Genomic DNA, 25,575 nt, shown 5'->3' on the forward strand with positions numbered 1-25,575 from the left:
CGCGACGCAATCAGTTTTTCACCGGGAAATACCAGAGATTGCGGTCGGTATAGCCGAACTGCCTGATGATCGATCCCAGCGTGCCGTCGGCGCGAATTTCGTCGAGCGTTCTCGACACCGCGTTGTTCAGATCGACGTCGCCTTTGCGCAACGCGTAGCGCGCGTACCCGTACTCCTGCGGCAGCGGCCGGTAGTCTGCCACCATTTGCATGGCGGCAGAGGGATGCTGCTTCAGGAATTGCCCGATCTTGATGTCGTCTTCCATCGCAACGTCGATACGCCCCGCGATCAGATCGGAGAACTCTGCCTCGTTGCTCGTGTAGAGCTTGAGCTCCTTGAGGTCCTTGCGCCCTTCGAGCAACTGGTGATTGAAGCTCCCGCGCACCGTGCCGACGGTATGGCCGGCAAACTCGTCCCACCCATGAATCTTCGACGGATTGCCGCGCTGTACCGCGATGCCCGATCCGTACCAGTATGCCGGGCTCGTGAATGCCACGACGCGCAGCCGCTGCTCGTTCTCGTGCAGGTTGTCGACAATGACGTCGGCGCGGCCGGCGAGCAGTGCCGGAATCATCGCGTCGAACGGCACGATATCCCACGTGACCTTGGTGATCTTGAGCCGCTTCGTGATTTCGCGGAAGATGCGCACGTCCGCGCCGTCGAACGAGTGAGTTTTTTCGTCCCGGAAGGTCGACGGCGGGTCGGCGGCGATCACGAGCGTGATGCCGTTCCTGATTGCGCGCGCGTACGAGCCGTCTCCGCCATCGAAGTGCGCGTCGCCGATTGCGCTGCTATCAGCCGCATGGGCATGGGACAGCAAGGTTGCAACACCCAACAATATCGATGCAAACGCCAGCGTAGCTTTGCGCATGAAACACCCCGAATTGGTTAGTTATCCAGATGTGACGAATCGATCGCGTCATTCACCTTGCTGCCTTACGTACGAGCGCGACGGTCATCGTGGACGCACTGCGGCGTTCGCCGGCCGCGCTGTGCCCATCTTGCGCTCGAGCCAGTGTACGACCAGGGCGCTCGGCCAGGAAAATGCCAGATAGAGCGCGCCGACCAGCGTGAAGATCGTGACGTACTGGAAGTTCGTCGACGAGATGATCTGGCCGGTGAACATCAGCTCCTTGACCGTCACGATCGACACGAGCGAGGTGTCCTTGAAGAGCGAAATCGCATAGTTGCCGAGCGGCGGCACGACGATGCGGATGGCCTGGGGAAGCACGATCAGGCGCAGCGTCTGGCGGCCGGACATGCCGAGCGCCTTCGCGGCTTGCGTCTGGCTCTTCGGCACGGCTTCAATGCCCGCGCGATACACCTCGGCGAGGTACGCTGAATAATTGATCGACAGCCCGATGACACCCGCCGTGAACGGCGCGAAACGAATTCCGAACGAGGGCAGCACGAAGTAGATGTAGAACAGTTGCAGCAGCGCGGGCGTGCCGCGTATGACCTCGATATAAACCGATGCAATGGCTCTCGGCAGCCGCGCGCGGCCGATTCTGGCGATGGCGAGCAGCAGGCCGAACGGCAGGCTGAGCGCCAGGATGCTGAAGGTCAACTCGATGCTCGTGAGCGCCCCCTTGAGCAGATCGGGCAGATAGCTGTTCGCGTCGTGCAGATCGAACAGATCGAAGAAGGTGGTCAGCATGAGGTCCTCGCCCCGTCGCGGGGGCACCGGTGATCCGCCAGGAGATGCGTGCTAGCTCGCCGCGCCGCGTTGCGGGACAATCTGCGCGCCGAGCATCCGGCTGATGCGTTCTGCATGAGCGCGCAGCGTGCGCCCCAGCGCGTGCAGGTCGTCGTCGTCCAGTCCGTTCTTGAGCGTCGTCACGCTGATCGCAGCCACGCCTTCGCCGTCGCGGTTCGTAATGGCCGCGCCGACGCAAACCACGCCCAGATTGTCTTCTTCGTCGTCGAATGCATAGCCGCGCTCGGCGACGAGGATCAGATCCTTCATCAGCTCCGCGGGCGTCAGGCGGGTGTACTCGGTGCGACGCGGCATGCCGGTATGCGCAAGCAGCTTGACGACGCGCGCCGGCGGCAACAGCGCGAGCAGGGATTTGCCGAGCGCCGAGCAATGCGGGAGCTCGCGTTGTCCGAGCGCGGACGCGATCCGCACGATGCCGGGCGCCTCGACGCGGCTGATTGCGACGGCATAGCCGCTGTCGTCGAGCACCGCAAGCCGGGACGTGAGACCGGTCGTGTCGGTCAGCTCGCGCAGAACCGGCATCGCAAGCTGGGAGATGCCGACGTCCGCCGCCGCCCGGTCGCCGAGATGCACGAGCGCAAAGCCGAGCCGATAGCGCCGTGAGCCGCCAAGGCGTACATCGGTGACGTAATGACGGGCGAGCAAGGTCTGCAACAACTCGAACGCCGTGCTCTTCGACACGCCGATTGCCGTCGCAATTTCGGCAACCGTAAGCCCCTCGTTATCGCTGCTCCCCAGCGTCTCCAGAACATCGAGCGCCCGGCTGACGCTGCGAAGCGCATTGCGCTCCCCAATGGTTTGGTCCGTTTGTGTCATTAGTATTTCGTCTTTTATCCGCTAGCAGGCGGTCGCGCGTTTCAGCCAGCTTAGCGCTGCCAATATTGACAGTCATCAAGGTGGAAACTACCATAAATAAGCCGCCGAACGCCGTTCGGCCTAGCCGAACAGAATATCTATTCGGCATACAGGACGCCTGATTCGTGGCGTGGCTTACCCAGGTAAATGACAACAGGAGGCCGCAGGGCCGGTGGTGCGCTCGGGGCATGCATGCGCAGCGCCATATTCCGACGGCAAATAAAGATGGGAACAGTGTCAGAAAGGGGTTTGGACGGTGGCGGGCAATCCAGAAAGTCCGGCGCCTGGTCGTCGCAAGTCGCGCACAGCGACATCCTGCACATTAAATCCGTGATTCAGCGATTGTCTGCAGAGGACCTGAACGAGTCGCGTTTGCCGCCGGCGTATTGGCGAAAGCGCTTGCAGGAAATCATGCAAAGCCATCAATTGTCGAAAAGCCAGTTCGACGAAATCGACCGGCTACTCGCGACATTGAAGGAGTAATGGCGCACGGCATCGGCGATGGCTCGACAGCCATCGTGCGAACGACTAGCAGGCAAACAGCGAATTCGCGGCTCGAACCGATTTACGGTCAACCGCCTGCAAGCGCCACTGCCATGCTGTTTCGTTGCACGCGCTGCTGTCCGGCCAGCTCGCATCGCCATGCCCGGAATGGACTTCCTGGCGCTCGTCCAGGCTGAGACCGCGCATGATGCATAGAGGCGCATCGGTTTGCGGAGCGCATAAGACCGTCTCGTCGCCGCCGGCGCGGACGTCGCCCCACGAAGGCAGGTCGACCCCTTCGTGTGACTCGCGCGACCAGCGTTTCTGGTCGAGATCGATCCACACAAGGGCGAATTCGTGTTTGTCTGCCGGGTCAGAACCATTGATCAGGATGGTCAGTCGCATGAGCACTCCGTGCAGTGCGGCTCGTTAGTGGGATCGCGGCGCGAATCGCAAGTTGTCAGTCTAGAAGTTCCGCGATGGAACGCAAGCGGATTTTCCATATATTGGGAAAACTCCGTGGTGCGCAGGCGCACATAACGCGAAGGTCAAGCCGGAACCCGAAGACGTCGGCACAGCTTCGGTTCGCCCGGGGGTCGGAATGAGTTCTCCGCATCCTGGAGTCCGATCTGGTCTATCCTCATGAAATCATATGATTTGAATCGGGGAGACGACGTGCTTACGTCCGCCAGGGGCGACAAGTTCTGGACCGCCGGCACTTTGCGCCGCATTTATGTTCTCCGGGTCCTCGGCTACGCGATCGGCTCCATACCCGTTCTGTCCTTGCTGCACGTGCAACATGCGCCGGCGTCGCTCTTCGCCGGCGTTCTTGCCATCTGTCTCGTCTGGCCGCATGTCGCTTATTCGCGGGTACGCGCCAACACTGACGATGCACTCCGCAAAGAGAAATGGAACCTGCTCTTCGATTCGGCGTTCGGCGGCTGGCTGGCCGCGGCGGTTCATTTCGAACCGGTCGCAACCGTCGTCATCCTGTTGATGTTTGCGCTCGACACCATGGCCGTGGGCGGTTGGCCGGTCTTCGTCGCCGGGGTGGGCGCGAGTGCGGCGGGCCTGATCGCCGGGGCGGCGATCTTCGGTGTCGCCGCCACGCCGCTGGACGTACGGATCGCGCCGGTGTGGCTGCCCATCATCTTCATCTATCCACTCCTGTTCGCCAAAACGACCCATGACGTGTCGGTCAGGCTTCTCGATCGTTCGCGCCGTTTGCGCGAACTCAGCGAATGCGACAGCCTGACCCGGCTCGCGAATCGTTCGGCGCTCAGCGCACGATTGCAGGCACTCCTGACTGACCCCGCCCGCCACGGCGAAACCGTCTACGTTGTTTTCCTCGATCTGGACACGTTCAAGACCGTCAATGATGCGCTCGGGCACAGCGTCGGCGATCAGCTGCTCGTCGAAGTTGCCGGGCGTCTGCGGGCCTGCGCCCACCCGGTCGACATTCTTGGTCGTTACGGCGGCGACGAGTTCATGATCGTTGCGCCGCGCGGGCAGGACGACACACGCTTCGATCTTCCCGATGCCGTACTCGCGACGATTGCGAAACCAATGCTCGTCGGCGGGAACGAACTCGTGGTGAGCGCGAGCGTCGGCATCAGCGTGTTTCCAGCGGATGGAGACAATGTGGAAACGCTGATCTCGTGCGCGGACATGGCGATGTACGCGGCCAAGAGTCGTGGCCGCAATTGCTGGGATCGCTATCGGCCTGAGATGGGCGAGAACGCCGACGCAAAGCTCATCCTTTCGGCACGGCTGAGAAAGGCGATCGAAGCAGGGACGCTGCGCGTGCACTACCAGCCGCAGGTCGACATGCGCAACGGCCACGTGCTTGGCGTCGAAGCATTGGCGCGTTGGCACGATGAGATTTACGGCGAGATCGCGCCGGCCGAATTCGTTTCGATAGCGGAAGCCTCGGGATTTGTCGAGATGCTCGGCGAGTGGGTGCTGCATGAGGCCTGCCGGCAGTCGGCGCTATGGAGGCACATGGGGATTGCGCCGGTGCGCATCGCGGTCAATCTGTCGCCGTTCCAGTTGCAACGCACGGATATGGTCGAGACGTTTCAGACCATCCTGCAGGAGACGGGCGTCGATCCGACGATGCTCGAGCTCGAGGTCACCGAAACCGCGTTGATGAAGCAACCGGAGATCGCCGCGCGCCGCCTTCACGCATTTCGCCGCGCGGGTATTCGTATTGCCATCGACGATTTCGGCATGGGCTACTCGAGCCTGAGTCAACTGCGCGCGCTGCCGGTCGATCGCATCAAGATCGACCGTGCGTTCGTGCAAGGCGTCGGGGAAACGGACACGGGTGCGATCGTGAAGGCGATGGTTACGCTTGCGCAGGCGCTCGGTTTATCCGTCATCGCCGAAGGGGTGGAGACGCTCGCCCAGCAGGAGTGCCTGCTCGCGCTCGGTTGTGTGGAAGCGCAGGGATTCCGCTTCAGCAGGCCGCTCGATGCCGAAAGCATCACGCGTATGCTCGCCGACGGCGGCCCGCTACCGCGGGCTTCGCTTGCCACGCTCGGCGAAAAGCCGCACGCCCCGCCCTGCGTTGCGCATTGAAGTGCTCGACACGCTCGAACCGCAGATCCGCGTGCGCGACAACGGTCCGGGCATTGCTCCCGAAATCAAGGCGCGACTCTTGCGGGACCCGATCACGACTCACGCCGAAGAAGGTGTCCACGGCATGGGCATGATCTTCTGCAACCGCATCATGCGATCTTTTGGCGGCGGCCTGGAAGTCGACTCCACCGTGGGTGTCGGGACGACCGTCACGATGCGCTTTGGCACCCGCAAGGAACGCGCGCAAGCCGCTAACACACAACGGCCGCTCGAGCCTCAGTCCTCGCTCGACACGCCCGGCTGATCGACCGGGCTTATCGCCGCCACAAAATATTGATGCAGCGCGTCGGCCGAGCGGTTTCCCAGTGCGGTGGTCTGGTCGAGCCAGTCGGTCTCGTCCGGCCATTGGCCATCGAGGACGCGCGGATAGATCTGCTTCACATACAGGTGCAGCGCTTTCGCGCCGATGTTCCCGCTGATGCCTGAAAGCACGTGTAGCGTCGCGTGGACTGCCCGGATGTCACCGGCCTCCACACTGGTTGCAAGCTGCGCCAGTAGCGAGCGGATTTGCGCAATGCCCTTGAGGAAGGTCTGATCCAGCATGTCGAGCGACGCCAGTTCGTCGAGGTGTGCCTCATCGAGCAGGTCGTTCTCCGCGATCGCCGGCCGATTCGCAGCCCGGTTTGCAACCCGCATGACCGGCGCTGTCGGCCGCTCGCGTTTCTCCGGGGCGCTCGCCACGCGCGAGTGCGCAAACTGCCGCGCGAGACAGGCATAGAGCACACCGACCTGCACCGGTTTCGTCATGACCTCGTTCATGCCCGCCGCGAGACAGGCCCTGACTGCCGCCATATCGGACTGGCCGGTCAGGGCCACGATAGGCAGCTCGCCATACTCGTCCACGCGGGCGCGAATCCACGCCGCCGTCTCCACGCCGCCCATGCCGGGCATGTTCATGTCCATCACGATGGCGTCGACATTGCCGCCGCCCTGCAGGCGCGCCAGCACGCCCTGTCCGTTTTCCGCCTCCACGACGCTGGCGCCACAACGCTCCAGATAGCTCTTCGCGACCATCCGGCTGTAGGTGTCGTCGTCCGCGACGAGAATCGTCTTGCCCGCGAATCCGTCGAAGCGCGGGTGGCGCAAATGGCGATCGCCGCTTTCCATGAGTTTCTGCAGCGTACTCACCAGTTCCACCATGCGTATGGACTTGCTGATCGTTGCGTCCATGCCGGCACCCTTCGCGAGCACGCGAGCCAGGTTGTGAGCTTCGGCCGTATAACCGACCACAAGAAGGCCCCCGCCAGCCAGGTCGGCGTCGGAACGGATCTTCTCCGTGGTCGTGTAGCCGTCGAGACCCGGCATGTTGATGTCCATCAGGACGAGATCGTAGGCGGCGCTCTCTCGAAGGAGCGTCAGCGCGCGCTCACCGCTCTCCGCTTCGACGACCCGGGCGCCCACCCCCGCAAACGCATGGCAGACTTTCTCGCGTATCACCGCGTCATCATCCACGAACAGGATCGCCTTCCCGCTGAAGAACTCCGTGGCGCGTGCGAGTAGCGTCTGCCGGTAGGCCGCGATTTCGCTCTCCGGTATGGCAGGAAACTCGAGCGTAAACTGGGTGAATCGGCCGGCTTCCGAGCGGCACTCGATCGTGCCGCCGAACGAGCGCATCGCACGCTGGCAGTAGGCAAGCCCCAAACCCGTGCCGGCAGCATTTCCCTGGGTGCGGAAAGGCTCGAACAGATGGGACATCATCTCGGCTGCGATGCCCGGTCCCGTGTCGTGAACGATCACCTTGTTCCGGTCGACAGTCAGCGTGAGTGTTGCCGTGGGATGCGCCGCCATGTGATGCAGCGCATTCTTGATCAGATTGAACAAGGTAAACAGATAGACGGTCTCGTCGACCTTGAAGGTAAAGTCTTCGAGGACCATCAGTTTCACGCGGCTGCGCTCTTTCCTGCCGCCAAAGCCGTACTCGTCGAGCGCCTTGCGTGTCGCCTCCGCCGCGCTCGCATAGTTGAGATTGTCCGACTGCATGGGCTTGGCGCTGACTTCATCGAGCGTCATCGCGATGATTCTGAGCCCGCGATCGATCGCCAGCTGTCCGTGCGCAACGTGCTGCGAAAGCGAAGCCACCGCGTCGACCGGCAACGCCGGCACAGGCTTCGACTCGGCCATCGCGGGCAGCGCCTCCTCGACGCGATCGAGCACGTACCTGAGCTGGCTGAGCGGATTCCGCATTTCATGGGCGATCGTGCCCGCGAGCGCCCGAAGTGCGCCGTTCTTGGCCTGCGCCGTGATCCCCCGCATGTTGCTGTAGCTGAACGTGAGGCCCGCGCTGATGCCGAACGCGAAAACCGGCAGGTAGGTATAGAGCAGCAAATGGCCGTCGACGTGCAGGGACTCCGGCGTGACGATCCACGCGCACAGAATAGCGAGGCCAACCCCGAGCGCGAGATTCACCGCCAGCGCGACGAACGACGGAAAAATCGCGATCAGGAAAAACATCATCCCGACTTCCGCCATCGACCAGATCATCGAATAGTGGCCGGTGATCAGGTAGTAGGTGAAAAAGAACGGTAGCGTATAGGCTACCGTCAGGAAGTAATACCACGGCAGGAAAGGCACTGCTGCTGCGGGCCAGAAGCGGCGCAGCAGCAACAGCAGACAGGCGAGCGCGCCGATCACGCGCATCAGCGTGCTTTCATTGGGCTGGGGGTCGATGTAGGTCCACCACAACCAGTACAGCGGATGGCCGATGGTCCCGATCACGCCCACCGCCAGCACGCTAAGGTCCGACAACCCATATGCGTCGCGAACCCGCTGCATCAGATAGCGAACGCCTCCTGCAATGCCTTTCATATCGTTCTCAATAGACTGATACCGAGCCTCAGAACAGGAAGCTGCTCACGTTGAACGACATGCCGGCGCTGCCGACCCAGCACAGCGCCCTGTCGCCCCGCTTCAGCTTCCCGGTCTCCTTGGCCATCGAAATCGCGGCCGGAATCGAGGCGGAAACGAGATTTCCGGTATCCGGATAGATGTGATACATCTTATCGTCGATGCCTGCCTTCACGCCGTAGCCGTGCCACGCGGCCTTGGAGGAGGCGTGCGTAAACACGATGTCGATGTCCTTTTTGGGAACGGCCAGTCTGGAGAAGACTTCGGAAAGCTCATCTGAATTTTTGTGCAGTTCGTGGCCGAACGAGGTAAACCGCATTTCGCCGTTCTTGCCGATACGGTCGGTGGGATGGCAATACCCCTCGTAGCCAGGAATCGGAATCGTGCACAGGTCCGAGACATCGGGCTTGCCGCGAAATGCAAAGCTGAAGTTATCCGGCTCCTTCGCCACCACCAGCGTGGCCGTCGCCGCTTCGCCTATCGTAAACGACGGCAGGGTGTATTCGACCTGGGCGTGATGCTTGAGCGCGAAATTCGAAGGATAGAGCGGCCCCCCTGCGAGCATATTGAATTCGGCATTCACGATCATCGCGTTCTTATACTGGCCGGTCTTGAAGAGACTGTCGACGATCGACATGGCCCGCGTCCAGCTCATGCAGGCATCGACCACATCGAAGCATTCGGCATTGCCAAAGCCGAGCGTGCTCGCCATCATGTGGCTGTTGCCCGGCTCGAGAAACCCTCGACCGATGCCGACGAAAATGAACAGTTCGATGTGCTCCGGCCTCAGATAGGTTTCCGATAAGACCTTGCGCGTCGCCATCGCAACGTGATCGATGGGCGACTCATGGCTGTCGCACCAGCGACGATGGACCAGCCCGCTCCGGTCGAGCAGCGTCTTGATGGTTCGCGCGGTCCTGTCGATGTCGCCATCGAAAGCCGTAGAGTGGGAGCGGATCATATCGACGACTTCTTCGTTCGTGACGACCCTCGAGGGAAGACTGACTGCGACGTTCTTGATAAGCATAGAGAATCCGTGAATCGCGAAAAGATGGATGGGTAAAGGTCTCGCGCGTGTGGCACGCGGATATCTGGACACCAGATATCCGGCCGGACGGCCCCCGTACGTTAGCGCCCCCACCGTTTATCACGAATTTCCCCCCTTCCCTACGCGTTGACTTTCAGCGGCTGGGTCTCGAGCGCCCGGGGTTCGTCGCCATGCTCCCGGGAACCTGCCTCCCTCCCATTCTTTCAATTCAGCTTCTGGCTACCTGAGCCATTCGGCGACGGCTCAGGCTTCACGACTCATGTTCGGCGCATACTTTGCGGGAATGATCCCGAACGGAATATCGGCAACAGTGAGTGGAACTTGAGCGTCGGGAAATCGACCCACCGGGCTCGTCAACGAGAGCGTGCGCAAGTTCATTGACTGGCCAAACGAACCGGTCGCATCGAATGGCTACGGAATCCGCGAACTCGTCATTCCGGGCGGCCGATGTGCCGTCGCCGCGGTCCGGGTCGCTACCGGCTCAACACACGTCTCTTAGCCAAACCGTGCGGGCCAATACGGCGTGGGATCGATGAACGGCGTTTCGCCGACGATCTGCTCGGCAACGAGGCGCGCCGTGACCGGCCCGAGCGTGAGGCCATGATGATTGTGACCGAACGCGAACCACAGCCCCGCATGACGCGGCGCAGGCCCGAGCAGCGGGCGCATGTCGGGCGTGCACGGGCGCAAGCCCATCCACGGCGTTTCGTCCAGCCGCGCGCCGAGGCCGAACACAGGACGCGCCTCGCGCTCGGCGGCGTCGAGCTGCGCATAGTTGGGCGGACGCTCGCGCGTGGCAAGCTCGACGCCCGTGGTCAGGCGCAGGCCGCGACGCATCGGCGCGACCACGTAACCGCCTTCGATATCCACCACCGGACGCACGAGCGGCGCACGCGCTTCGCTCGCGTAGTGCATGTGATAGCCGCGCTTGACCATGAGCGGCACGCGGTAGCCGAGCGGCTGTGTCACGAGGTCCGACCATGGGCCGAGCGCCACGACCGCAAGCTCGGCGCTCACCGGCCCTGCGTCGGTCTGCACTCGCCAGCCCTTGCCGTCGGGCATCAGCGTACGCGCGTCGCCCTGTGCAAATGCACCGCCTTCACGCAGGAATAGTTGCGCATAGCCCTTCGTCAGCGCGCCAGGATCCGCCACGCTCGCGGGATCGATCCAGTGAATCGCGCCCGCATAGCCCGCGTTGAGTGAAGGCTCCAGTGCGATGAGGCCCGGCGCGTCGAACATCTGCACATGCAGCGCATGGGCGTCGGCCACGCCCTGCGCCGTGTGCATTTCTCGCTCGAAGCCAATGGGCGAGCGCCACGCTTCGAGCCAGCCGACGGGCCGCACGATGTCGCGCAAGCCCGCGCGCGCGATCAGCGCGTCGTGCTCGGCCACGCTGCGCTCGATGAGCGGCAGCATGTCGCGCGCGGCGCGTGCGAGGCGCGCCGGCGACGACTCGCGCCAGAACGACGCGAGCCAGCGCGCGTAGGCGGGCAACGAGCGCACGTCGTAGCGCAGCACGGTCGAGTCGTTGCGCACGAGGCGCAGCAGCGTGCGCCAGTCGCGCGGAAAGCCATAAGGCACGACCGACGACGACTCGATCAACCCCGCGTTGCCATGGCTCGTTTCCTCGCCGGGCCCGCGCCGGTCGACCAGCGTGACCTGCACGCCGCGCGCCTGCAGATGCAGCGCGACGCTCACGCCCACGATGCCCGCCCCGAGAACGATCGCGCTCTGGCTCATGAATCGGCTCTGGAGTCCAAAGTCATCGGCATCACTTTGCGACGATATCGCGGCCGAAGTACTTCATCGACAGTTTCGTGAGCGTCCCGTCCTGGCGCAGCGAATCGATCGCGGCCACCACCTTCGCCTTGAGCGCCGCGTCGTCCTTGCGCATGCCGAAGCCCGTGCCTTCGCCGAGCGTGGCCGGGTCCTTGAGCGGCGCGCCCGCGAATTCGAAGCGCTTGCCCTGCGGTTTCGAGAGGAAGCCGTCGGTGGCAGTCTGCACTTCCTGCACCGCGCCGTCCAGGCGCCCGGCCGCGAGGTCAGCAAAAATCTGGTCCTGGTTCTCGTAGGTGACGACGTTCACCCCCTGCGTGCCCCAGTGCTTGCGCACATAGTCTTCCTGCGTCGAGCCTTGCAGCACGCCAACCGACTTGCCCTTCAGGCTCGCGGGCGTGGGCTGCAGACCCGAGCCGCGCTTCGCGACCATCTGGATCGGCATCACGTAGATGGCGGGCGTGAAGGCGATCTGCTGACGCCGCTTGTCGGTGATGTTCATGGCCGAATTGATGACGTCGAACTTGCGCGCCTCGAGCGCGGCGATCAGACCGTCGAAGCTGTTCTCCACCCACACGCACTTCATCTGCAGTTTCTGGCACACCGCGTTGCCGATATCGATGTCGAAGCCTTGCAGATCGCCCGAGGGCGTCTTGCTCTCGAACGGCGGATAGGATGCCTCCACGCCGAAGCGCAGCGTTTTCGGGTCTTGCGCGTGCGCCGCGCCCGCCGTCATGCCCGCCAGGCACGCAAGGCTGGCCGCAGCCGCAAAGCGAATCATCTTCCTGTTCATCGTCGTCACCCAATTCGTAATAAGTGTCTGTTCACGTGTGTTGCGCTTCGTGCGGCGCCCTTTCACGAGGGCCGCGGCCGCAGGAGGAATATAGACGAAAAATAAAAATAAAGTCTAGAATGGACAAAAATGTCTACATCGCGACTCCGGAGCCCCAACATGAACGAGATGTCCCAAGCCATCGCCGCGCCGCTCGTCGTCGACGCCGCCCAGGTGCGCGCCGCCCTGCCCAGCCTCGACGTACGGGGCGAACTGGGCCGCCTGTTCGCCTCGCTCGGCCGCGGCGACGCCGTGCAGCCGCCGCAAACCCTCACGCTGTTCCCGAAGCAGGCAGGCGACTTCATCACCTATCTCGGCGTGCTCGCCGAAGCGGGCGTGTTCGGCGCGAAACTCTCGCCGTATATCGTCGGCGCCGAAGGCCAGCCGCCCATCATCACCGCATGGACCGCGCTGATGTCGATGAAAACGGGGCAGCCGCTCATGTGGTGCGACTCGGCGCTGCTCACCACCGAGCGCACCGCGGGCACCACGGCGCTCGCCGTCGACCAGCTTGCGCCGCGCGAGGCGAAACGCCTGGCCGTGATCGGCTCGGGCGCGGTCGCGCTGGCGCATCTTCGTCACGTTGCGCCGCTTCGCGCGTGGGAGAGCATTCGCGTGTTTTCGCCGAAGCTCGCGGGCGACGCACAGCGTCAGTCTGAACTGCACGCCCTGGACGCACGGGCAAGCGTGGCGCAGACGGTCGAAGCCTGCGTGCAAGACGCCGACGTGGTGATGCTGTGCACCTCGTCGGGCAAGCCCGTGCTCGCGCTGGACACGCTCACGAAACCCGCGCTCATCACCTCGATCAGCACGAACGTCGCGAACGCGCATGAAATCGATCCGGCCGCGCTGCCCTCGCTCGATGTGTACTGCGACTATCGCCACACCACGCCGCAAAGCGCGGGCGAAATGGTGCTGGCCGCGCGCGAGCACGGCTGGTCGCCCGATGCGATCGCGGGCGATCTCGCGGAACTCGCCAACGACGCGTGCCCGCGCCCGGCTTACGCGCGCCATGCCTTCTTCCGCTCGATCGGTCTTGGCCTCGAAGACATGGCCGTCGCGAACGCGCTGTATAAGCATCTGCAAAGCGCACGTTGATGCCCGTTGATACGCGGCGCCGACTGGACGCAGTATCATCGATGTCCTTTCTGCCGCCACCCGGTCCCAGTCCGATGCCGAAACGAGAAGACGAGAAAACCCGCGTGAAGAAAACCGCCAGCCCGAAGTCCGCGCGCGACCTGCTGCTCGCGCGCTACGCGCACGTGGCGGACAGCATCACCACGCTGTTCTTTCCGTTCGCGGAGGTCGTGATTCACGACCTCTCGGACCAGACCGTGGCGTATCTCTCGAACAACCTCTCGAAGCGCGAGGTCGGCGACGACGCCGCGCTCGAAGACGTCGAGGAAACCACGCGCAACAAGCTGCTCGGCCCCTACGAGAAGGTGAACTGGGACGGCCGGCGCATGCGTTGCGTGAGCACGGCGCTGTTCGACGACGAAGGGCACGCGGCGGGTGTGATGTGCATCAACTTCAACATCGCCGCGTTCGACGACATGCAGGCCACGCTCAACCTCTTCCTGCGCGGCGCAGGCGTGATCGCACAGCCCGAGGAACTCTTCAAGGACGACTGGCAGGAGCGCATCAACACCTTCCTGCACGGCTGGCTGCGCGAGCGGCAGGTCGCGCTCAACTCGCTCACGCGCGAGCACCGGCGCGAACTGGTCGAGGCGCTGTACGCCGAAGGCGCGTTCAAGGGCAAGAGTTCCGCCAACTATGTGGCGAAGGTGCTGGGCATGGGGCGCGCGACGGTCTACAAGCATCTGCGCGAAATGAAGGCGGACGCCGAATAGCGCGCAAGCGATGACTGACTAGAAGCGCCAGTACAACGGCGCAATGAACACGACCACCGCCATCGACCACGACACGATCAGCACGCCGATCTTCCAGTAGTCGCCGAACCCGTAGGCGCCCGGCCCGTACGTGACGATGTTCACCGGCGTGCTCATTGGCGTGAGGTGGGCTGCGCCCGCGCCCAGTGCGACCGCGATCAGGAACGGCGTCGCGGACACCCCGAGTTCCCGCGCCGTGGCAACCGCAATCGGCACGGTCACGAGCGCGGAAGAGTTGTTGGAGATGACCTGGGTCAGCACAGCCGCGACGACGAAGAGCCCCGCCATCACGGCGCGCGGGCCGCCGGAGCCGACGATCTGGATCACGTAGTCGCCGAGCAGATACGCGAGCCCGGTCTTCGACATCGCCGTGGCGAGCGGGATCAGCGCACCGACCAGCACGCAGGTGTTCCAGTCGATCGAATACAGCTGGCTCAGCTTGATCACGCGTGTCAGCACCATCGCCGTCACGCAGATCAGCGTGGCCACGGCGGCCGGCACGACGTTGGTCGCAAGCAGCACGACCAGCACGGCGAGGATGATGAGCGCCTCGCGAGCGCCGCGACTGAGCGCGACAGTCTGGCGCCGGACGGCTTGCGGCGCATCGACCATGAGGATCTGCGGGTCGGAGAAGTGCTTGTCCAGCGCCTCCCAGGTACCCCGGAACAGCAGATGGTCGCCGGCGAGCAGATGCGTGGAGGGTCCCGGTACGTCTTCGCCACCCCGCTGGACGGCGAGGACGATCAGGTCGCCTTCGTGCGTCGCCATGCCCGGAAACACGGCTTGACCAATCAACGCGGAGCGCTGCGGAATCACCACTTCGGCAAGGCCGGACGAGCGGTTGAACAGCGCGTTGGTCACGGCCTGCGATTCCGCGTACGGCTCGCGAATGGCGAGGTGCAGGTCGTTGGCCAGCCGCGAGACAACCTGCGCGTCGCCGCGCACCAGAAGGTGCTGTCCCTCGAGCGCGGCTTGCCCACCCAGCTCCGCATCCTCTTCGTCCATGAGCCCGAGGACGCTGAGGCCCGGGTATTGCGACAGATCGATGTCGGCCGCCGTCTTGCCGATGAACGGCGAGCCGGCACGCACGCGCAGCCGGCACACGTCGTCGGCCATGCGGTACTGTTCGACGAGCGTATGCGCATGCTGACTGAAATCGGCTGGCAGCGATCCCGAACTGCGCTTGGGCAGCAGGAGGGGCCCCAGCACCAGAATGATGACGAGGCTGCCCGCGAAAAGCGGCAGGCCGACAATCGACCATTCGAAGAAGCGGATCGGCGCGCCGCCTGCCGCATCGGCCGCGCTCGCCGCGATGACATTCACAGGACTGCCTAGCAGTGTGAGCTTGGCGCCGGTCAGGCATGCAATCGACACCGGCATCATCAGTTGGGAAGGCTCGAGCCGCGTGCGCACGCAGACGATGACCGCGATCGGCAACATCGCGACGACGGCGCCGTTCATGCCGATCAGCGCCGTCGAGATCGCGGACAGGATCAGCAGCGAAGCGATGAGCCGTTTCTGGCTCTGGCCGGCATGACGAATCAGCCACTGGCCCGCCCACGTGCCCACGCCGGTCGTCTCGAGGCCGATCCCCACGCCGAGCAGCGCGGCGATGAAGACGATGAGCGGATCGCCGAATCCGCCCAACGCCTCGTGCATCGTCAGCACGCCGGTGAGGTAGAGCGCGAGCAGCGACATGACGGCGACCACCGCTGCCGGCAGCTTGTTCCAGATGAACAGCACCATCGTTACAGCGAGGATGAGCGAGGTAACGATCATCGGGTTCATGTGTTCGACCCTTCGTGCGACTTCACAGTGCACTAGTCCGCCGTCAGCAGCCGCGAAAGCTAGTAGCCCAGCGCCGCGCCGTCTCCACGCGGATCGGCGCCGCCTTCATAAAAGCCCTGTTCGCGATCGACCCGGATCGCGTGCGCATGTCCCATGTTGTCGTTCCAGTGCGTGACCATCTGCACGGGCTGACCCCGGCGTTTCAGTTCGCGCACGACTTCGTCGGAGATGCGTCCCTCGAGCGACATGTTGCGCGATTTGGTGCCCCAGGTGCGGCCCATCAGCCAGCGCGGCGCTTCGATGGCCTGCTGCACGTCGTAGCCGAAGTCCACGATCCGCGTGACGAGCGCCGCCTGCGTCTGCGGCTGCCCTTCCCCACCCATCGAACCGAACGCGAGGCAAGGCTTGCCGTCGCGCGACATCAGCGCCGGGATCAAGGTATGGAACGTTCGCTTGCCCGGCTGCAGGCTGTTCGGATGATGCTCGTCCAGCGAGAAGAACGCGCCGCGATTCTGCATGATGATGCCGGTGTCGCCACCCATCACCGCGCTGCCGAAGTCGTGATAAATCGACTGGATCAGCGACACGACCATGCCGTCCTTGTCGGAGGCGCAAAAGTAGCAGGTGTCGCCGTCCGGCGCGCGGCGCTCGTGCGGATGCTGATACGCAATGCCCGCGGGCACCGTTGCGATGTCCAGCGCACGCTCGGGGTCCAGCAGCTTGCGGCGCTCGTCGCAGTACGCCTTGGAGATGAGTTCGTCCACCGGTATCGCGACGAAGCTCGGGTCGGTCAGCCACTCTTCGCGGTCGGCAAACGCGATCTTCACCGCCTCGGCGAGGTGGTGATAGTAGTCCGCCGTCCCATCGCCCCACGCGGTGACGTCGTAGCCCTCGATCAGGTTCAGGATTTGCAGCGGCGTGAAGCCCTGCGTGTTCGGCGGCAGTTCATACACCGTGTTGCCCCGGTACGTCGTGCTGATCGGCGTCACCCATTGCGCGTGGTACGCGGCGAAGTCGTCCGCCTGCAGCGGCGAGCCCGCCTGACCGATCGCGCCGCAGATCCGTGCGGCGAGATCGCCTTCGTAAAATCCCGCCCGTGCGCCGTGATCGGCGAGGTGCTGCAACGAGCGTGCGAGCGCACCCTGCACGAGGCGCTCGCCGTCCGCCGGCACGCGGCCGCCCGGCAGGAAGATCGCCGCGGTTTCGGGATATTTGGTGAGGATCGGCACGTCCTGCACCGTCCAGTCCGCGAGCGAGCGGCTCACCGGCACACCGTCGCGCGCGTAGCCGATCGCCGGCGCAAACAGCTCCGCCCACGTCAGCCGCCCAAAGCGCTCGTGGGCGAGCCGCCAGCCATCGATCGCGCCCGGCACGGTGAGCACGGCCTGTGGCCCGCGCGCCGCGATTTCGTCGGCGCCGGCGCTGCCTCGATAGCGCGCCAGTGTGGCTTGCTGCGCAGCGGGTCCGCTCGCATTGATGGCGTAGACCTGCTCGCTCTTGCCGTCGGCGATCAGCCAGAATCCGTCGCCGCCCAGTCCCGCCATGTGCGGGTAGGCGACGCACAGCACGGCATTCGCGGCAATCGCGGCATCGACTGCCGTGCCGCCGCGTTGAAGCATGGTTAGGCCGGCCTGGCTGGCGAGATAGTGAGGGGTCGACACCATCCCTTGCGGTGCGCGGGTGGGCGGCCGACCGGTGCGAGGGCCGTTTGGATGACTCATGATGAATGCGCTCCCGTGATGTTGATCCGGCAAAGCGACACGCTTGAACGCGCGAAACCGACGAATCAATCAGGAGGCCCGATCGTCGAACTCGACGCCCGCGTCCCTGACCTTGTCTTTGGAGTGGTCCATGAAGCGCGTGATGATAGGCAACGCGCCGCCGGCAATCACGCATAGCAGGCCGAGGCTCAGCAGCAGCGTGTTACCGGTGGTCGCGCCCCTGCTGGTGAGTGGAAAGGCCAGGAACATCAGGATCAGCGCCACCGTTTCTGCCACGAGCTTGTCCATGCCGATGACCTCACGCGAGCATGACGAGAACAATCGTGCCTATCCCCGTGAGGATCGCCACGATGATCGTCCACGGGATGGCGAGTTTCATGACCGCGCCTTCCTGCCCCTTGATACCGGTGATGCTGGTGCCCAGCACGATATTCGCGGGGCCGATCGCATTCCCGTAGGCGCTGCCTGCGGCCTGCGCCGCCACGATCGCCTCCACAGGCAGCGAATGCAAATGCGCCACGTCGCTCTGCAAGCCGCCGAACAGGACGTTCGATGCGGTGCTGCTCGACGTCATGAACGCGCCTAGCGCGCCAATCACACTGGCAATGCCCGCGTAGACGAGCGGCGGCGACGCGTCGGCAATACCGTGCGCGAGCACCATGGTCTGGCCGCTGTGATCGAGAACCCGGCTCGTCACGAGGAACGCGATGACGGGCAGCGACGCGGGCACGCCATCCACAATGAGCGAGCGCCCGAGGTTCTCCTTGCCATGACGCGACTGCCACGCCCCGTAGTAGCCATTCGCGCGATACACGATCCACACGATGATGGCCGATATCAGCAGCATGGTGCCCGGATGGGTGAACGGCGCGAACGGCGCATAACGCACGACCGCCGCGTTCGTCACGCCGAAGCCCGTGGTCACTTCGGGGAACGGCAGACCGATACGGAATTGCCGCAAGGCGTTGTTCAGCGGATCGATGAGCAAAATTCCCAGCGTGACGACCGTGAGCACGACATACGGCAGAAAGGCCATGCCGATGCTCATCACCGGCTCGCTCGCATCCGCCTGGGTGCGGACCGCCGTTTCGTCCATTGCGGGCCGCAGCGGCACGTCGGCTTGTGGAACCGGCTCGCTGAAACGGCGCCAGCGCGAGAGCGGGTACAGCGCGATCATCGCAATGGCCGCTGCGAGAAACGTGGAGAGCTCCGGACTCAGGAACGCAAAAATCAGCTGGCCGAAGCCGAGTATGGTGCCAAGAATCAGGACGAGCGGCCAGGCATGACGCACCGCGGCCCAGCGTCCGTACAGCCACACGATCAGCAACCCGCCAAAGTAGGTGGGAATCAGCAGGAGCAGCGACGATTCGAACGCGGCCCGCGTCACGTCCTGCACATCCGCCACCTGCAAGGTCGCCAGCCAGCCGACACCAAGCGTGCCGAAGAACCGGGCCCATGCATGCGCAATGATCGAAATGGCGGCGGCGTAAACGGGTCTCACGCCGATTGCGAGCAGCAGCGGAGCCACAACGGCAATCGGCGCGCCGAACCCGGCGATGCCTTGAAGAAACGATGAAAATACCCAGCCGAGTCCGAGAATGACGAACAATTCATTTCGGCTAAAGCGGGAAATCCCTTGACGAAGGGCGTCGTATCCGCCGGCCTGTTTGGTGATCTGGTAGAGCAGCAATGCCGGCCACATGACATACAGGATGAATATGGCGTCCCATACGCCCTTCGCGCTTGCGACGGTCAATGTCCCAAGTGGGGTGCGGAATGCGAAAAAGGCGATCAAACCCGCCACGAACATTGCACCCGGACCCGCCTCGGGCGCGCGCCAGCGCAGCGGCACGAGAAAGACAAGCAGCGCGACGATGGAAAGTGTTGCCAGAATCCAGTGAATCAGGTCGACCGGAATTGATGTCTCAGCCATCTCCTTCCCTCATACCGACAAAGTCTCCGCTGACGTTGGGAGATTTGGCCTGGAAATCGATTTAACTGATGATAGTCGCTTTTGTTTAAGCCGCAAGATAAAAATCCAGTGACTTATTTCGTTGTGCAACATTTTTCCGATTTGAGTGGCTTATCTTTTCCTTGAAAATTATTTCGTTATTTAACGTCGTTCTCAACCGATTACCGACTTTCGAAAAAAGACAATGATTGCGCCCGCAATGAAACATCGGCATTTCCGCAGGCGGGACATCCCACACATTGGGATGCCGTTCACGCGCCACTACCAGGTTTGCTAATGCGATCGACCGTTGCGTGGCGCATCAACCCCGCATGCGAATTGGGGATCAAGTGTAAACGCCCGGATTATTTCCCGCGCCGGCGAAATAGCTGACGCACGCCGCGCCGAAAAGCACCGCTTTCGGACACGCCTATGTTGGTGACTGCCGGCTCGCCACGGGCGTATGCTGAATCGTGACGAGTTGCGGCATCGAGCTCGTCGGTTCCACGGATACGGCGGCGATGGACGATAAAGTCAATGCGTTGGAAGGCAGTGACTACCTGCTGAGGCTTGCGGTCCTTCGAATGCAGGTGGTCGATCTCTGGTCCGGCGAAAAGACACGCGTACGGTCCGATCTGTCGAAATTCATCAACTTCGTCGAGGCGCAACTGCCTGACGACCTACGCGTTCAAAGCGCCTGCAACATCGCCCGATCGCTGGTCGTGCTGGAGCGGCCATTTTGCGCGCTCCTTCGCATCGAGTTGCTGCTTGCCCAGTTTGGGCACTTCGCTGACTCCTGACTCATGTCCGGAGCCTGGCGGCACTGACGCAGGAATGGCCGTTTAGGCCGCCGGCCACCGTCCGCGCCCTCCGCATGAAAGGCTGCGCTGTTGCGCGACCTCGCGTCTGAGCAGATCGCGGTGCAGCGTCATGGTCTGCATGATGTCGTGCATGACACAAAGCAAATCTTCTCCTGCCACGCTGGCGGTGCCGTGATCCCGCTGACGCTGGACGCATGCCGTGAGCACCGCCAGCCTGTGGCGAGCTTCCGCGAGGTGAAGGTCTGCGGTATGAAGCTCGAGCTCCTCGGCTGATGGGTCGTTCATGATGCCCCTCTCCGGATTCGCCGCAATCGGCCGCAACGAATGGCAAGGCTGGCACCGCGACCACCCCAGTATATGCCTCGCACGAGAAACTATCGCTGTACAAATGAAGGCCGGGGCGTAGTATGAAAACTTCCGTCGACTGCGACCGATCCCGCCGCTCCTCCTGCCACTTCTCAGGGATCGCGCCGCTCCCCTCCATCGCAGACCACGAATGCCGCCGGCCGAAGACAGCTTGCGGACTCTTCACTGGGATTCAGGGAGCGAACTATGCGTTCAGATCCAGACCGGTTTCATATCGATCCCACGCCACGTCGGGCGGATGGGGAATACATGGCGCACGCGCGCATCAGCACCAGCCGTATCGATGGAAGCGAGTGCGAAGTCCACTCCAGCGGCGATCTCGCGGGATTCGACGCGCGCGAGGATGCCATTGCCTTTGCGGAGAACTGGGCAAGGCAATGGCTGGATGCCCGCTTTGGCTAGGCGGTCCCATCGGCTGCTCCGCGCATTTGCCGCTCCGCGGCCTGCCCGAGATGGGGCCACGCCAGGCTAAAGGAAATCCCGGCCGTGTCGTTATACCGGGGGCGAATCCAAATGTTCCTGAATGGTGATGGTCGCTGGCATGCCGCACACGGGAAGAACCCGATTTCTCGAGAAACGACGCAGTTTTCGGGACGCCACAGAACTGCGTCTATTCCTCGAGAGTGCGGCGGAGAGTTCACGTCATCTCGCTGTGGCGGTCCAACTCTTCGGGCTGGTGTCATGACGGACTACAAGGGCGTGATCGGCGAGACGCGTTTCGATTCGAAGGGCGATCTGCAGAATGCAACGCTGACCCTCTACACGTTCAACGACGGCAAACGCGAAAGCCTCGGTGTCCAGCACTGAGCCACGACCGCATCGCGGCCCGGCGCGATGCTTTTAGCGGGACGCACGCGAGAAACGCAACTGATACTCGCGCGGCGAGAGACCCGTTTTACGCTTGAACAGCACGCGAAACGAACCCGGATCGGCGTAACCGACGCGGTCGCTGAGGTTTTCGAGCGCGATGGGCCGGGATTCCAGCAACTGTTTCGCCACTTCGATGCGAAGATTCTGCAGATATTCGAGTGGCGCGAGGCCCGTGGCCTGCTTGAAGCGGCGGTTCAGCGTCCGTTCGCTCACGGCGAGCCACGTGGCAAGCTCGCTCAACCGGAACCCCTCGGCAATCGTCGCTTCCATGCGCTGCTGCGCCCGGGCGATGAGGGGATCCGTGTGACCGTGCTCGTCGACCAGCGTCGCATAGGACGCCTGATCAATCCGATTGGCGTCGATCAGCAAGGATCTCGCCGTCACGGCGGCAAGCTTCTCGTCGGCGAGTACTTCCACGAGCCGTATCGCGAGGTTGAGATACGACGTGACCGCGCCGCTGGAAATGATGCGGTCCTGCCCGGTCAGGACCTCGCGTGCCCGCAGCTCGACGGCCGGATAACGTCGCGCGAAGTCGGCCGCCTTCGCCCAGTGCGTGGTGGCGACCCGCCCGTCCAGCAGGCCCGCCTCGGCAAGCAGATAGTTGCCTGTGCAGTAGGCCGCCAGCACGGCGCCGGCCTTGTGCTGGCAGCGCAGCGCCCTCGAGAGCTTGTCGATCCGCTCGCGGTGGCCAATGAACTCGTCCATGTCGGCGAAGAACGGCGCCGTGAGCAGGATGGCGTGCGCGCCTTTGCGTCCGTCGATCTTGCCGTCCACCGCAATGGTCTGGCCCGACGCCGCCCTCACCGGCTGCCCGTCGAGGGATTCGACGCGCCATGCGAAACGCCACGCGCCATGGCCTCCGCGTGCCCCCAGTTGATTGGCGGCGTTGAAAACGTCGATGGGGCCGGCCACGCCGGAGGCCAGAATGCCGTCGTAAACCCAGATGCGGATCGTGATCATTGGCGTGTCCGATATGCCTTCAATAATGGCGATCTTGCCACTTCCTCGCTAGCCGGTAAAGCCGCATGATCGTCCCATCCCAACACCTGATCGACGGAGTAGCGCCATGCCCATGATCGACGCACTGTGGCCCGAAGACGCCCTGACACCCGAAGCCGAAGCCGGGCTCGTCAAGGAACTCACCAACATTCTGATCCACGCGGAAGGCTACGATCCCGGCAACCGCATCGCGCAGGGCGTGACCGTGCTCTATCTGCACCGGCCGGCCGCCGTCTATGTCGCCGGGGAGCCCTCGCCGCTGCCGCGCTACCGCATCGTTCCTTCGGCACCGGAAGGTCAGTACACCGATGCTTCCCGCAAAGCGCTCGTCAGGGCCGTGACCGAAGCCGTGGCCCGCGCCGAGAACCGTCCCCTCGAAGACGTGGCGCCGCGCGTGTGGGTTTTCCCGACCGAGATTCCGGACGGCACGTGGGGCAGCCGCGGTAGCATCTGGACGTTGCCCGATATTCACGCCCTGCTCGAAGGCGAGGCCGAACGCGACGTGGGCGCGGCGCGACTCGCGCGCCGACGCCGCGAAAAAGCGCGTACCACGCTCGCGGCAGCGCTCGACGCGGCATCCACGGGGCACACTGACGAGTAACGGCGAAAGGCCCTTCGCAAACGAAGAGCCTCTCGATTGCGACGGCCCGCAGGGCCGCGCGCCCGACAAGCATCGTTAATGCGCGTAGACCGGACCGAGCCCGGGCGTATCCTGCCGGGACGAAACTGTCGCCGCACCGGCGCCTGCCGCCGACGAGCCGTCCGCCACGCCGCCGAACCCCGAAGCCACCGCGCCGTTCTGCGCGCTCACGCGCGCCTCGGCCGCCTGAATTTCCTGCGGATAGTTCGCATAGTCGGCGGTAGGGTTGTAGCCGGCCTTCTCCAGCTGGACGAGCTCCGCGCGAACCTGTGCACGCGTGAGCGGCTCGCTGGATTGCGCGAAGGAAACAACCGGAACGGCGACGATAGCGGCAACGACCAGCGACTTGATGAGTTTCATGGGATCCACCTGTAAGCAGTATTGGGTCAGACCACGGTTGCGTGGCACGTGCATCCAGTCGCCTCGACGTCTGCTTTGCGACACCGCCGACTGGCATGGACGTATTTGAAACCCTCAACGTATCCGGCTTGTTTCCGTGAACCCCGGCTTTTGCAAGCCTCCTTGTCCTTTGGCGCGATGGATACACCACGATACAAAGTCCGCAAGATCGCTGCGTGCCGTTCGGGTCGGCGCGCCTGTCTCAATCGTCTGAATGTTGCGGATGCCGGGCTAGTGCGTGCGGCGCGCCGTTCCTGGCGACCCCGCACGGGTTTTGTATCCCCATGTATCTGGCCGCCGCGTGGAAACAGGCACATACACAAAGGCGGGCCGCCCGACACGTGCGGGATACATCGGCACGCTTCAATACGTCAACCGGGCCAACCGCCCCGCACGAACCCTGGAGTCGCGAAGCATGTCCTGTATCGAAACCGTTCCGCGCAGCACCGAAGCATCGGCCAGCGTGAGCGCGCAGATCGCCCGCCACTGCCTGCTGACGCGCACCCGGCAGATCGCGCGCGTGCTGACCGGCCTTTACGACGAGGCGCTGCGCCCGCTCGGCATCAGCTCATCGCAGCTTTCGCTGCTCGTGCTCGTCGCGGAGTACGGCCCCTTGAGCCGCGCCGCGCTCGGGCGCAAGAATCATCACGACCGCACGACGCTCACGCGCAACCTGCAGCCGCTCATCGCCCATGGCTGGGTCGCCGATGGCGAGCCTGGCGGCGACGGCCGCAGCCGTGCGCTCTCGGTCACGCAAGCGGGCCGCGCGCTGCTTCGGACCGCCGGGCCGGCGTGGTCCACCGCGCAACAGCGCGCCGCCGGCGTGCTCGGCCTGGAGGGCGCGAGCGCGCTCATGAACATCGCGGCGGATCTGTCGTCAGCCACTGTCTGAATTTTTTTCGTCGTCAATGTTGCATATGCAACACCATCAGGAGCCTGCAATGAAAGTCGTCAAAGCCGCCGCCGTCCAGATCAGCCCCGTGCTCTACAGCCGCGAGGCAACGGTTGCCAAGGTCGTGCAGAAGATTCTCGAACTCGGCCGCAAGGGCGTGCAGTTCGCCACGTTCCCCGAGACCGTGGTGCCGTATTACCCATACTTTTCCGCGGTGCAAACGCCCATGCAGTTGCTCGCGGGCACCGAGCATCTGCGCCTGCTCGAACAGTCCGTGACGGTGCCCTCGCCCGCCACCGATGCGATCGGCGAGGCCGCACGGCAGGCGGGCATGGTGGTCTCCATCGGCGTGAACGAGCGCGACGGCGGCACCATCTACAACACGCAACTGCTGTTCGACGCCGACGGCACGCTGATCCAGCGCCGCCGCAAGATCACGCCCACCCATTTCGAGCGCATGATCTGGGGCCAGGGCGACGGCTCGGGCCTGCGCGCCGTGGACAGCAAGGTGGGCCGCATTGGCCAGCTCGCCTGCTTCGAGCACAACAACCCGCTCGCGCGCTACGCGATGATCGCCGACGGCGAGCAGATCCATTCGGCCATGTATCCGGGCTCGGCCTTCGGCGAAGGCTTCGCGCAACGCATGGAAATCAATATCCGCCAGCACGCGCTGGAATCCGGCGCCTTCGTCGTAAATGCGACGGCGTGGCTCGATGCCGACCAGCAGGCGCAGATCATGAAGGACACTGGCTGCGCGATCGGGCCGATCTCGGGCGGCTGCTTCACCACGATCGTCGCGCCGGACGGCTCGCTGATCGGCGAACCGCTGCGCGAGGGCGAAGGCGAAGTCATCGCCGACCTCGACTTCTCGCTGATCGACCGTCGCAAGATGCTGATGGACGCGGCCGGCCACTACAACCGTCCGGAACTGCTCAGCCTGCAGATCGACCGCACGCCGACGGCGAACGTTCACGAACGTGTGCAGCACGCCGCTGCGGCGACCGGAAACGACAGCGAGGAACCACGTACGATCGTTGCCTGAGG

The 25,575-nt window shown here is 63.8% G+C and carries 24 protein-coding genes and 2 pseudogenes; 11 read left to right on the forward strand and 15 right to left on the reverse strand.

The features are described from left to right. Nucleotides 1–10: 10 nt before the first annotated feature. The 3 genes from AB4Y40_RS12060 to AB4Y40_RS12070 all read right to left on the reverse strand — a co-directional run bounded on the left by AB4Y40_RS12060 (nucleotide 11) and on the right by AB4Y40_RS12070 (nucleotide 2,533). Complete coding sequence (locus tag AB4Y40_RS12060) at nucleotides 11–871, reverse strand: substrate-binding periplasmic protein (protein WP_368687859.1); 861 nt, start codon at nucleotides 869–871, stop codon at nucleotides 11–13. An 84-nt stretch (nucleotides 872–955) separates the two neighbouring features. Beyond that, complete coding sequence (ehuD, locus tag AB4Y40_RS12065) at nucleotides 956–1,657, reverse strand: ectoine/hydroxyectoine ABC transporter permease subunit EhuD (RefSeq protein WP_368687860.1); 702 nt, start codon at nucleotides 1,655–1,657, stop codon at nucleotides 956–958. A 51-nt stretch (nucleotides 1,658–1,708) separates the two neighbouring features. Continuing rightward, on the reverse strand, nucleotides 1,709–2,533 hold the full coding sequence (locus AB4Y40_RS12070) for an IclR family transcriptional regulator (RefSeq protein WP_368687861.1): 825 nt from the start codon (nucleotides 2,531–2,533) through the stop codon (nucleotides 1,709–1,711). A 264-nt stretch (nucleotides 2,534–2,797) separates the two neighbouring features. Between AB4Y40_RS12070 and AB4Y40_RS12075 the strand changes: the two genes are divergently transcribed. Next, nucleotides 2,798–3,055 carry a hypothetical protein gene (locus tag AB4Y40_RS12075; protein ID WP_368687862.1) on the forward strand — a complete coding sequence of 86 codons (258 nt, stop codon included), beginning with the start codon at nucleotides 2,798–2,800 and terminating at the stop codon, nucleotides 3,053–3,055. Between the two features lie 45 nt (nucleotides 3,056–3,100). Here AB4Y40_RS12075 and AB4Y40_RS12080 read toward each other — a convergent pair whose 3' ends face one another. Then, a complete protein-coding gene (locus tag AB4Y40_RS12080) occupies nucleotides 3,101–3,460 on the reverse strand; it encodes a DUF3564 family protein (protein WP_368687863.1) in 360 nt (119 codons plus the stop codon). Between the two features lie 237 nt (nucleotides 3,461–3,697). Here AB4Y40_RS12080 and AB4Y40_RS12085 point away from each other — a divergent pair, with 237 nt between their 5' ends. Together AB4Y40_RS12085 and AB4Y40_RS12090 are read left to right on the forward strand one after the other, a co-directional pair. Next, nucleotides 3,698–5,635 carry an EAL domain-containing protein gene (locus AB4Y40_RS12085; RefSeq protein ID WP_368687864.1) on the forward strand — a complete coding sequence of 646 codons (1,938 nt, stop codon included), beginning with the start codon at nucleotides 3,698–3,700 and terminating at the stop codon, nucleotides 5,633–5,635. Then, a pseudogene (locus AB4Y40_RS12090) lies at nucleotides 5,619–5,939 on the forward strand (ATP-binding protein); the annotation flags it as partial. The gene AB4Y40_RS12085 and the pseudogene AB4Y40_RS12090, both read left to right, overlap by 17 nt. Here the strand turns inward: AB4Y40_RS12090 and AB4Y40_RS12095 are convergent. The 4 genes from AB4Y40_RS12095 to AB4Y40_RS12110 all read right to left on the reverse strand — a co-directional run bounded on the left by AB4Y40_RS12095 (nucleotide 5,912) and on the right by AB4Y40_RS12110 (nucleotide 12,156). Continuing rightward, entirely contained in the window at nucleotides 5,912–8,500 is a 2,589-nt protein-coding gene (locus AB4Y40_RS12095) for a hybrid sensor histidine kinase/response regulator (protein ID WP_368687865.1), read from the reverse strand. The pseudogene AB4Y40_RS12090 and the gene AB4Y40_RS12095 overlap by 28 nt on opposite strands. 28 nt (nucleotides 8,501–8,528) lie before the next feature. Beyond that, a complete protein-coding gene (locus AB4Y40_RS12100) occupies nucleotides 8,529–9,638 on the reverse strand; it encodes a 3-oxoacyl-[acyl-carrier-protein] synthase III C-terminal domain-containing protein (RefSeq protein WP_368687866.1) in 1,110 nt (369 codons plus the stop codon). Between the two features lie 444 nt (nucleotides 9,639–10,082). Continuing rightward, nucleotides 10,083–11,327, reverse strand: coding sequence for an NAD(P)/FAD-dependent oxidoreductase (locus tag AB4Y40_RS12105; protein WP_368687867.1), 1,245 nt, complete (start codon nucleotides 11,325–11,327; stop codon nucleotides 10,083–10,085). 31 nt (nucleotides 11,328–11,358) lie between these two features. After that, the gene (locus AB4Y40_RS12110) at nucleotides 11,359–12,156 is read right to left on the reverse strand and encodes an ABC transporter substrate-binding protein (protein WP_368687868.1); all 798 of its coding nucleotides are present in this window, start codon (nucleotides 12,154–12,156) and stop codon (nucleotides 11,359–11,361) included. A gap of 168 nt (nucleotides 12,157–12,324) precedes the next feature. Between AB4Y40_RS12110 and AB4Y40_RS12115 the strand changes: the two genes are divergently transcribed. Both AB4Y40_RS12115 and AB4Y40_RS12120 read left to right on the forward strand, forming a co-directional pair. Continuing rightward, entirely contained in the window at nucleotides 12,325–13,293 is a 969-nt protein-coding gene (locus AB4Y40_RS12115; protein ID WP_368688086.1) for an ornithine cyclodeaminase family protein, read from the forward strand. A gap of 104 nt (nucleotides 13,294–13,397) precedes the next feature. Further along, nucleotides 13,398–14,045 carry a transcriptional regulator gene (locus tag AB4Y40_RS12120; RefSeq protein WP_368687869.1) on the forward strand — a complete coding sequence of 216 codons (648 nt, stop codon included), beginning with the start codon at nucleotides 13,398–13,400 and terminating at the stop codon, nucleotides 14,043–14,045. 18 nt (nucleotides 14,046–14,063) lie between these two features. On the opposite strand, the gene AB4Y40_RS12125 is transcribed toward AB4Y40_RS12120, so the two are convergent. The 4 genes from AB4Y40_RS12125 to AB4Y40_RS12140 form a co-directional block, all read right to left on the reverse strand. Next, nucleotides 14,064–15,872, reverse strand: a complete 1,809-nt coding sequence (locus AB4Y40_RS12125; RefSeq protein ID WP_368687870.1) for an SLC13 family permease — start codon at nucleotides 15,870–15,872, stop codon at nucleotides 14,064–14,066. A gap of 59 nt (nucleotides 15,873–15,931) precedes the next feature. After that, nucleotides 15,932–17,593 (reverse strand): gamma-glutamyltransferase, encoded by a 1,662-nt coding sequence (ggt, locus tag AB4Y40_RS12130; protein WP_368687871.1) that lies wholly within the window; start codon nucleotides 17,591–17,593, stop codon nucleotides 15,932–15,934. Between the two features lie 69 nt (nucleotides 17,594–17,662). Beyond that, nucleotides 17,663–17,881 carry an EmrB/QacA subfamily drug resistance transporter gene (locus AB4Y40_RS12135; RefSeq protein ID WP_069262417.1) on the reverse strand — a complete coding sequence of 73 codons (219 nt, stop codon included), beginning with the start codon at nucleotides 17,879–17,881 and terminating at the stop codon, nucleotides 17,663–17,665. Between the two features lie 10 nt (nucleotides 17,882–17,891). After that, the gene (locus AB4Y40_RS12140; RefSeq protein WP_368687872.1) at nucleotides 17,892–19,526 is read right to left on the reverse strand and encodes an L-lactate permease; all 1,635 of its coding nucleotides are present in this window, start codon (nucleotides 19,524–19,526) and stop codon (nucleotides 17,892–17,894) included. A gap of 539 nt (nucleotides 19,527–20,065) precedes the next feature. Between AB4Y40_RS12140 and AB4Y40_RS12145 the strand changes: the two genes are divergently transcribed. After that, nucleotides 20,066–20,344 (forward strand): hypothetical protein, encoded by a 279-nt coding sequence (locus AB4Y40_RS12145; RefSeq protein ID WP_368687873.1) that lies wholly within the window; start codon nucleotides 20,066–20,068, stop codon nucleotides 20,342–20,344. Between the two features lie 42 nt (nucleotides 20,345–20,386). Here AB4Y40_RS12145 and AB4Y40_RS12150 read toward each other — a convergent pair whose 3' ends face one another. Next, entirely contained in the window at nucleotides 20,387–20,650 is a 264-nt protein-coding gene (locus AB4Y40_RS12150; protein WP_368687874.1) for a hypothetical protein, read from the reverse strand. 267 nt (nucleotides 20,651–20,917) lie between these two features. Between AB4Y40_RS12150 and AB4Y40_RS12155 the strand changes: the two genes are divergently transcribed. Both AB4Y40_RS12155 and AB4Y40_RS12160 read left to right on the forward strand, forming a co-directional pair. After that, nucleotides 20,918–21,133 (forward strand): hypothetical protein, encoded by a 216-nt coding sequence (locus AB4Y40_RS12155; RefSeq protein ID WP_342921661.1) that lies wholly within the window; start codon nucleotides 20,918–20,920, stop codon nucleotides 21,131–21,133. 282 nt (nucleotides 21,134–21,415) lie between these two features. Next, nucleotides 21,416–21,538 (forward strand): annotated as a pseudogene (locus tag AB4Y40_RS12160) (branched-chain amino acid ABC transporter substrate-binding protein); the annotation flags it as partial. 33 nt (nucleotides 21,539–21,571) lie between these two features. Here AB4Y40_RS12160 and AB4Y40_RS12165 read toward each other — a convergent pair. Continuing rightward, nucleotides 21,572–22,561: a GlxA family transcriptional regulator gene (locus AB4Y40_RS12165; RefSeq protein ID WP_368687875.1), complete on the reverse strand. Its 990-nt coding sequence runs from the start codon at nucleotides 22,559–22,561 to the stop codon at nucleotides 21,572–21,574. Nucleotides 22,562–22,667: 106 nt separating this feature from the next. Between AB4Y40_RS12165 and AB4Y40_RS12170 the strand changes: the two genes are divergently transcribed. Then, nucleotides 22,668–23,201 carry a 4-oxalocrotonate tautomerase family protein gene (locus tag AB4Y40_RS12170; protein WP_368687876.1) on the forward strand — a complete coding sequence of 178 codons (534 nt, stop codon included), beginning with the start codon at nucleotides 22,668–22,670 and terminating at the stop codon, nucleotides 23,199–23,201. A 75-nt stretch (nucleotides 23,202–23,276) separates the two neighbouring features. On the opposite strand, the gene AB4Y40_RS12175 is transcribed toward AB4Y40_RS12170, so the two are convergent. Further along, nucleotides 23,277–23,600 (reverse strand): DUF4148 domain-containing protein, encoded by a 324-nt coding sequence (locus tag AB4Y40_RS12175; protein ID WP_368687877.1) that lies wholly within the window; start codon nucleotides 23,598–23,600, stop codon nucleotides 23,277–23,279. Nucleotides 23,601–24,054: 454 nt separating this feature from the next. On the opposite strand from AB4Y40_RS12175, the gene AB4Y40_RS12180 reads away from it, so the two are divergent. Next, the gene (locus tag AB4Y40_RS12180; RefSeq protein ID WP_368687878.1) at nucleotides 24,055–24,531 is read left to right on the forward strand and encodes a MarR family winged helix-turn-helix transcriptional regulator; all 477 of its coding nucleotides are present in this window, start codon (nucleotides 24,055–24,057) and stop codon (nucleotides 24,529–24,531) included. Nucleotides 24,532–24,580: 49 nt separating this feature from the next. Beyond that, nucleotides 24,581–25,573: a carbon-nitrogen hydrolase family protein gene (locus AB4Y40_RS12185; RefSeq protein ID WP_368687879.1), complete on the forward strand. Its 993-nt coding sequence runs from the start codon at nucleotides 24,581–24,583 to the stop codon at nucleotides 25,571–25,573. The last annotated feature ends 2 nt before the right edge of the window (nucleotides 25,574–25,575 follow it).

The organism is Paraburkholderia sp. EG287B (assembly GCF_040965595.1).
In the GTDB taxonomy this organism is placed as follows: Bacteria; Pseudomonadota; Gammaproteobacteria; order Burkholderiales; family Burkholderiaceae; genus Paraburkholderia.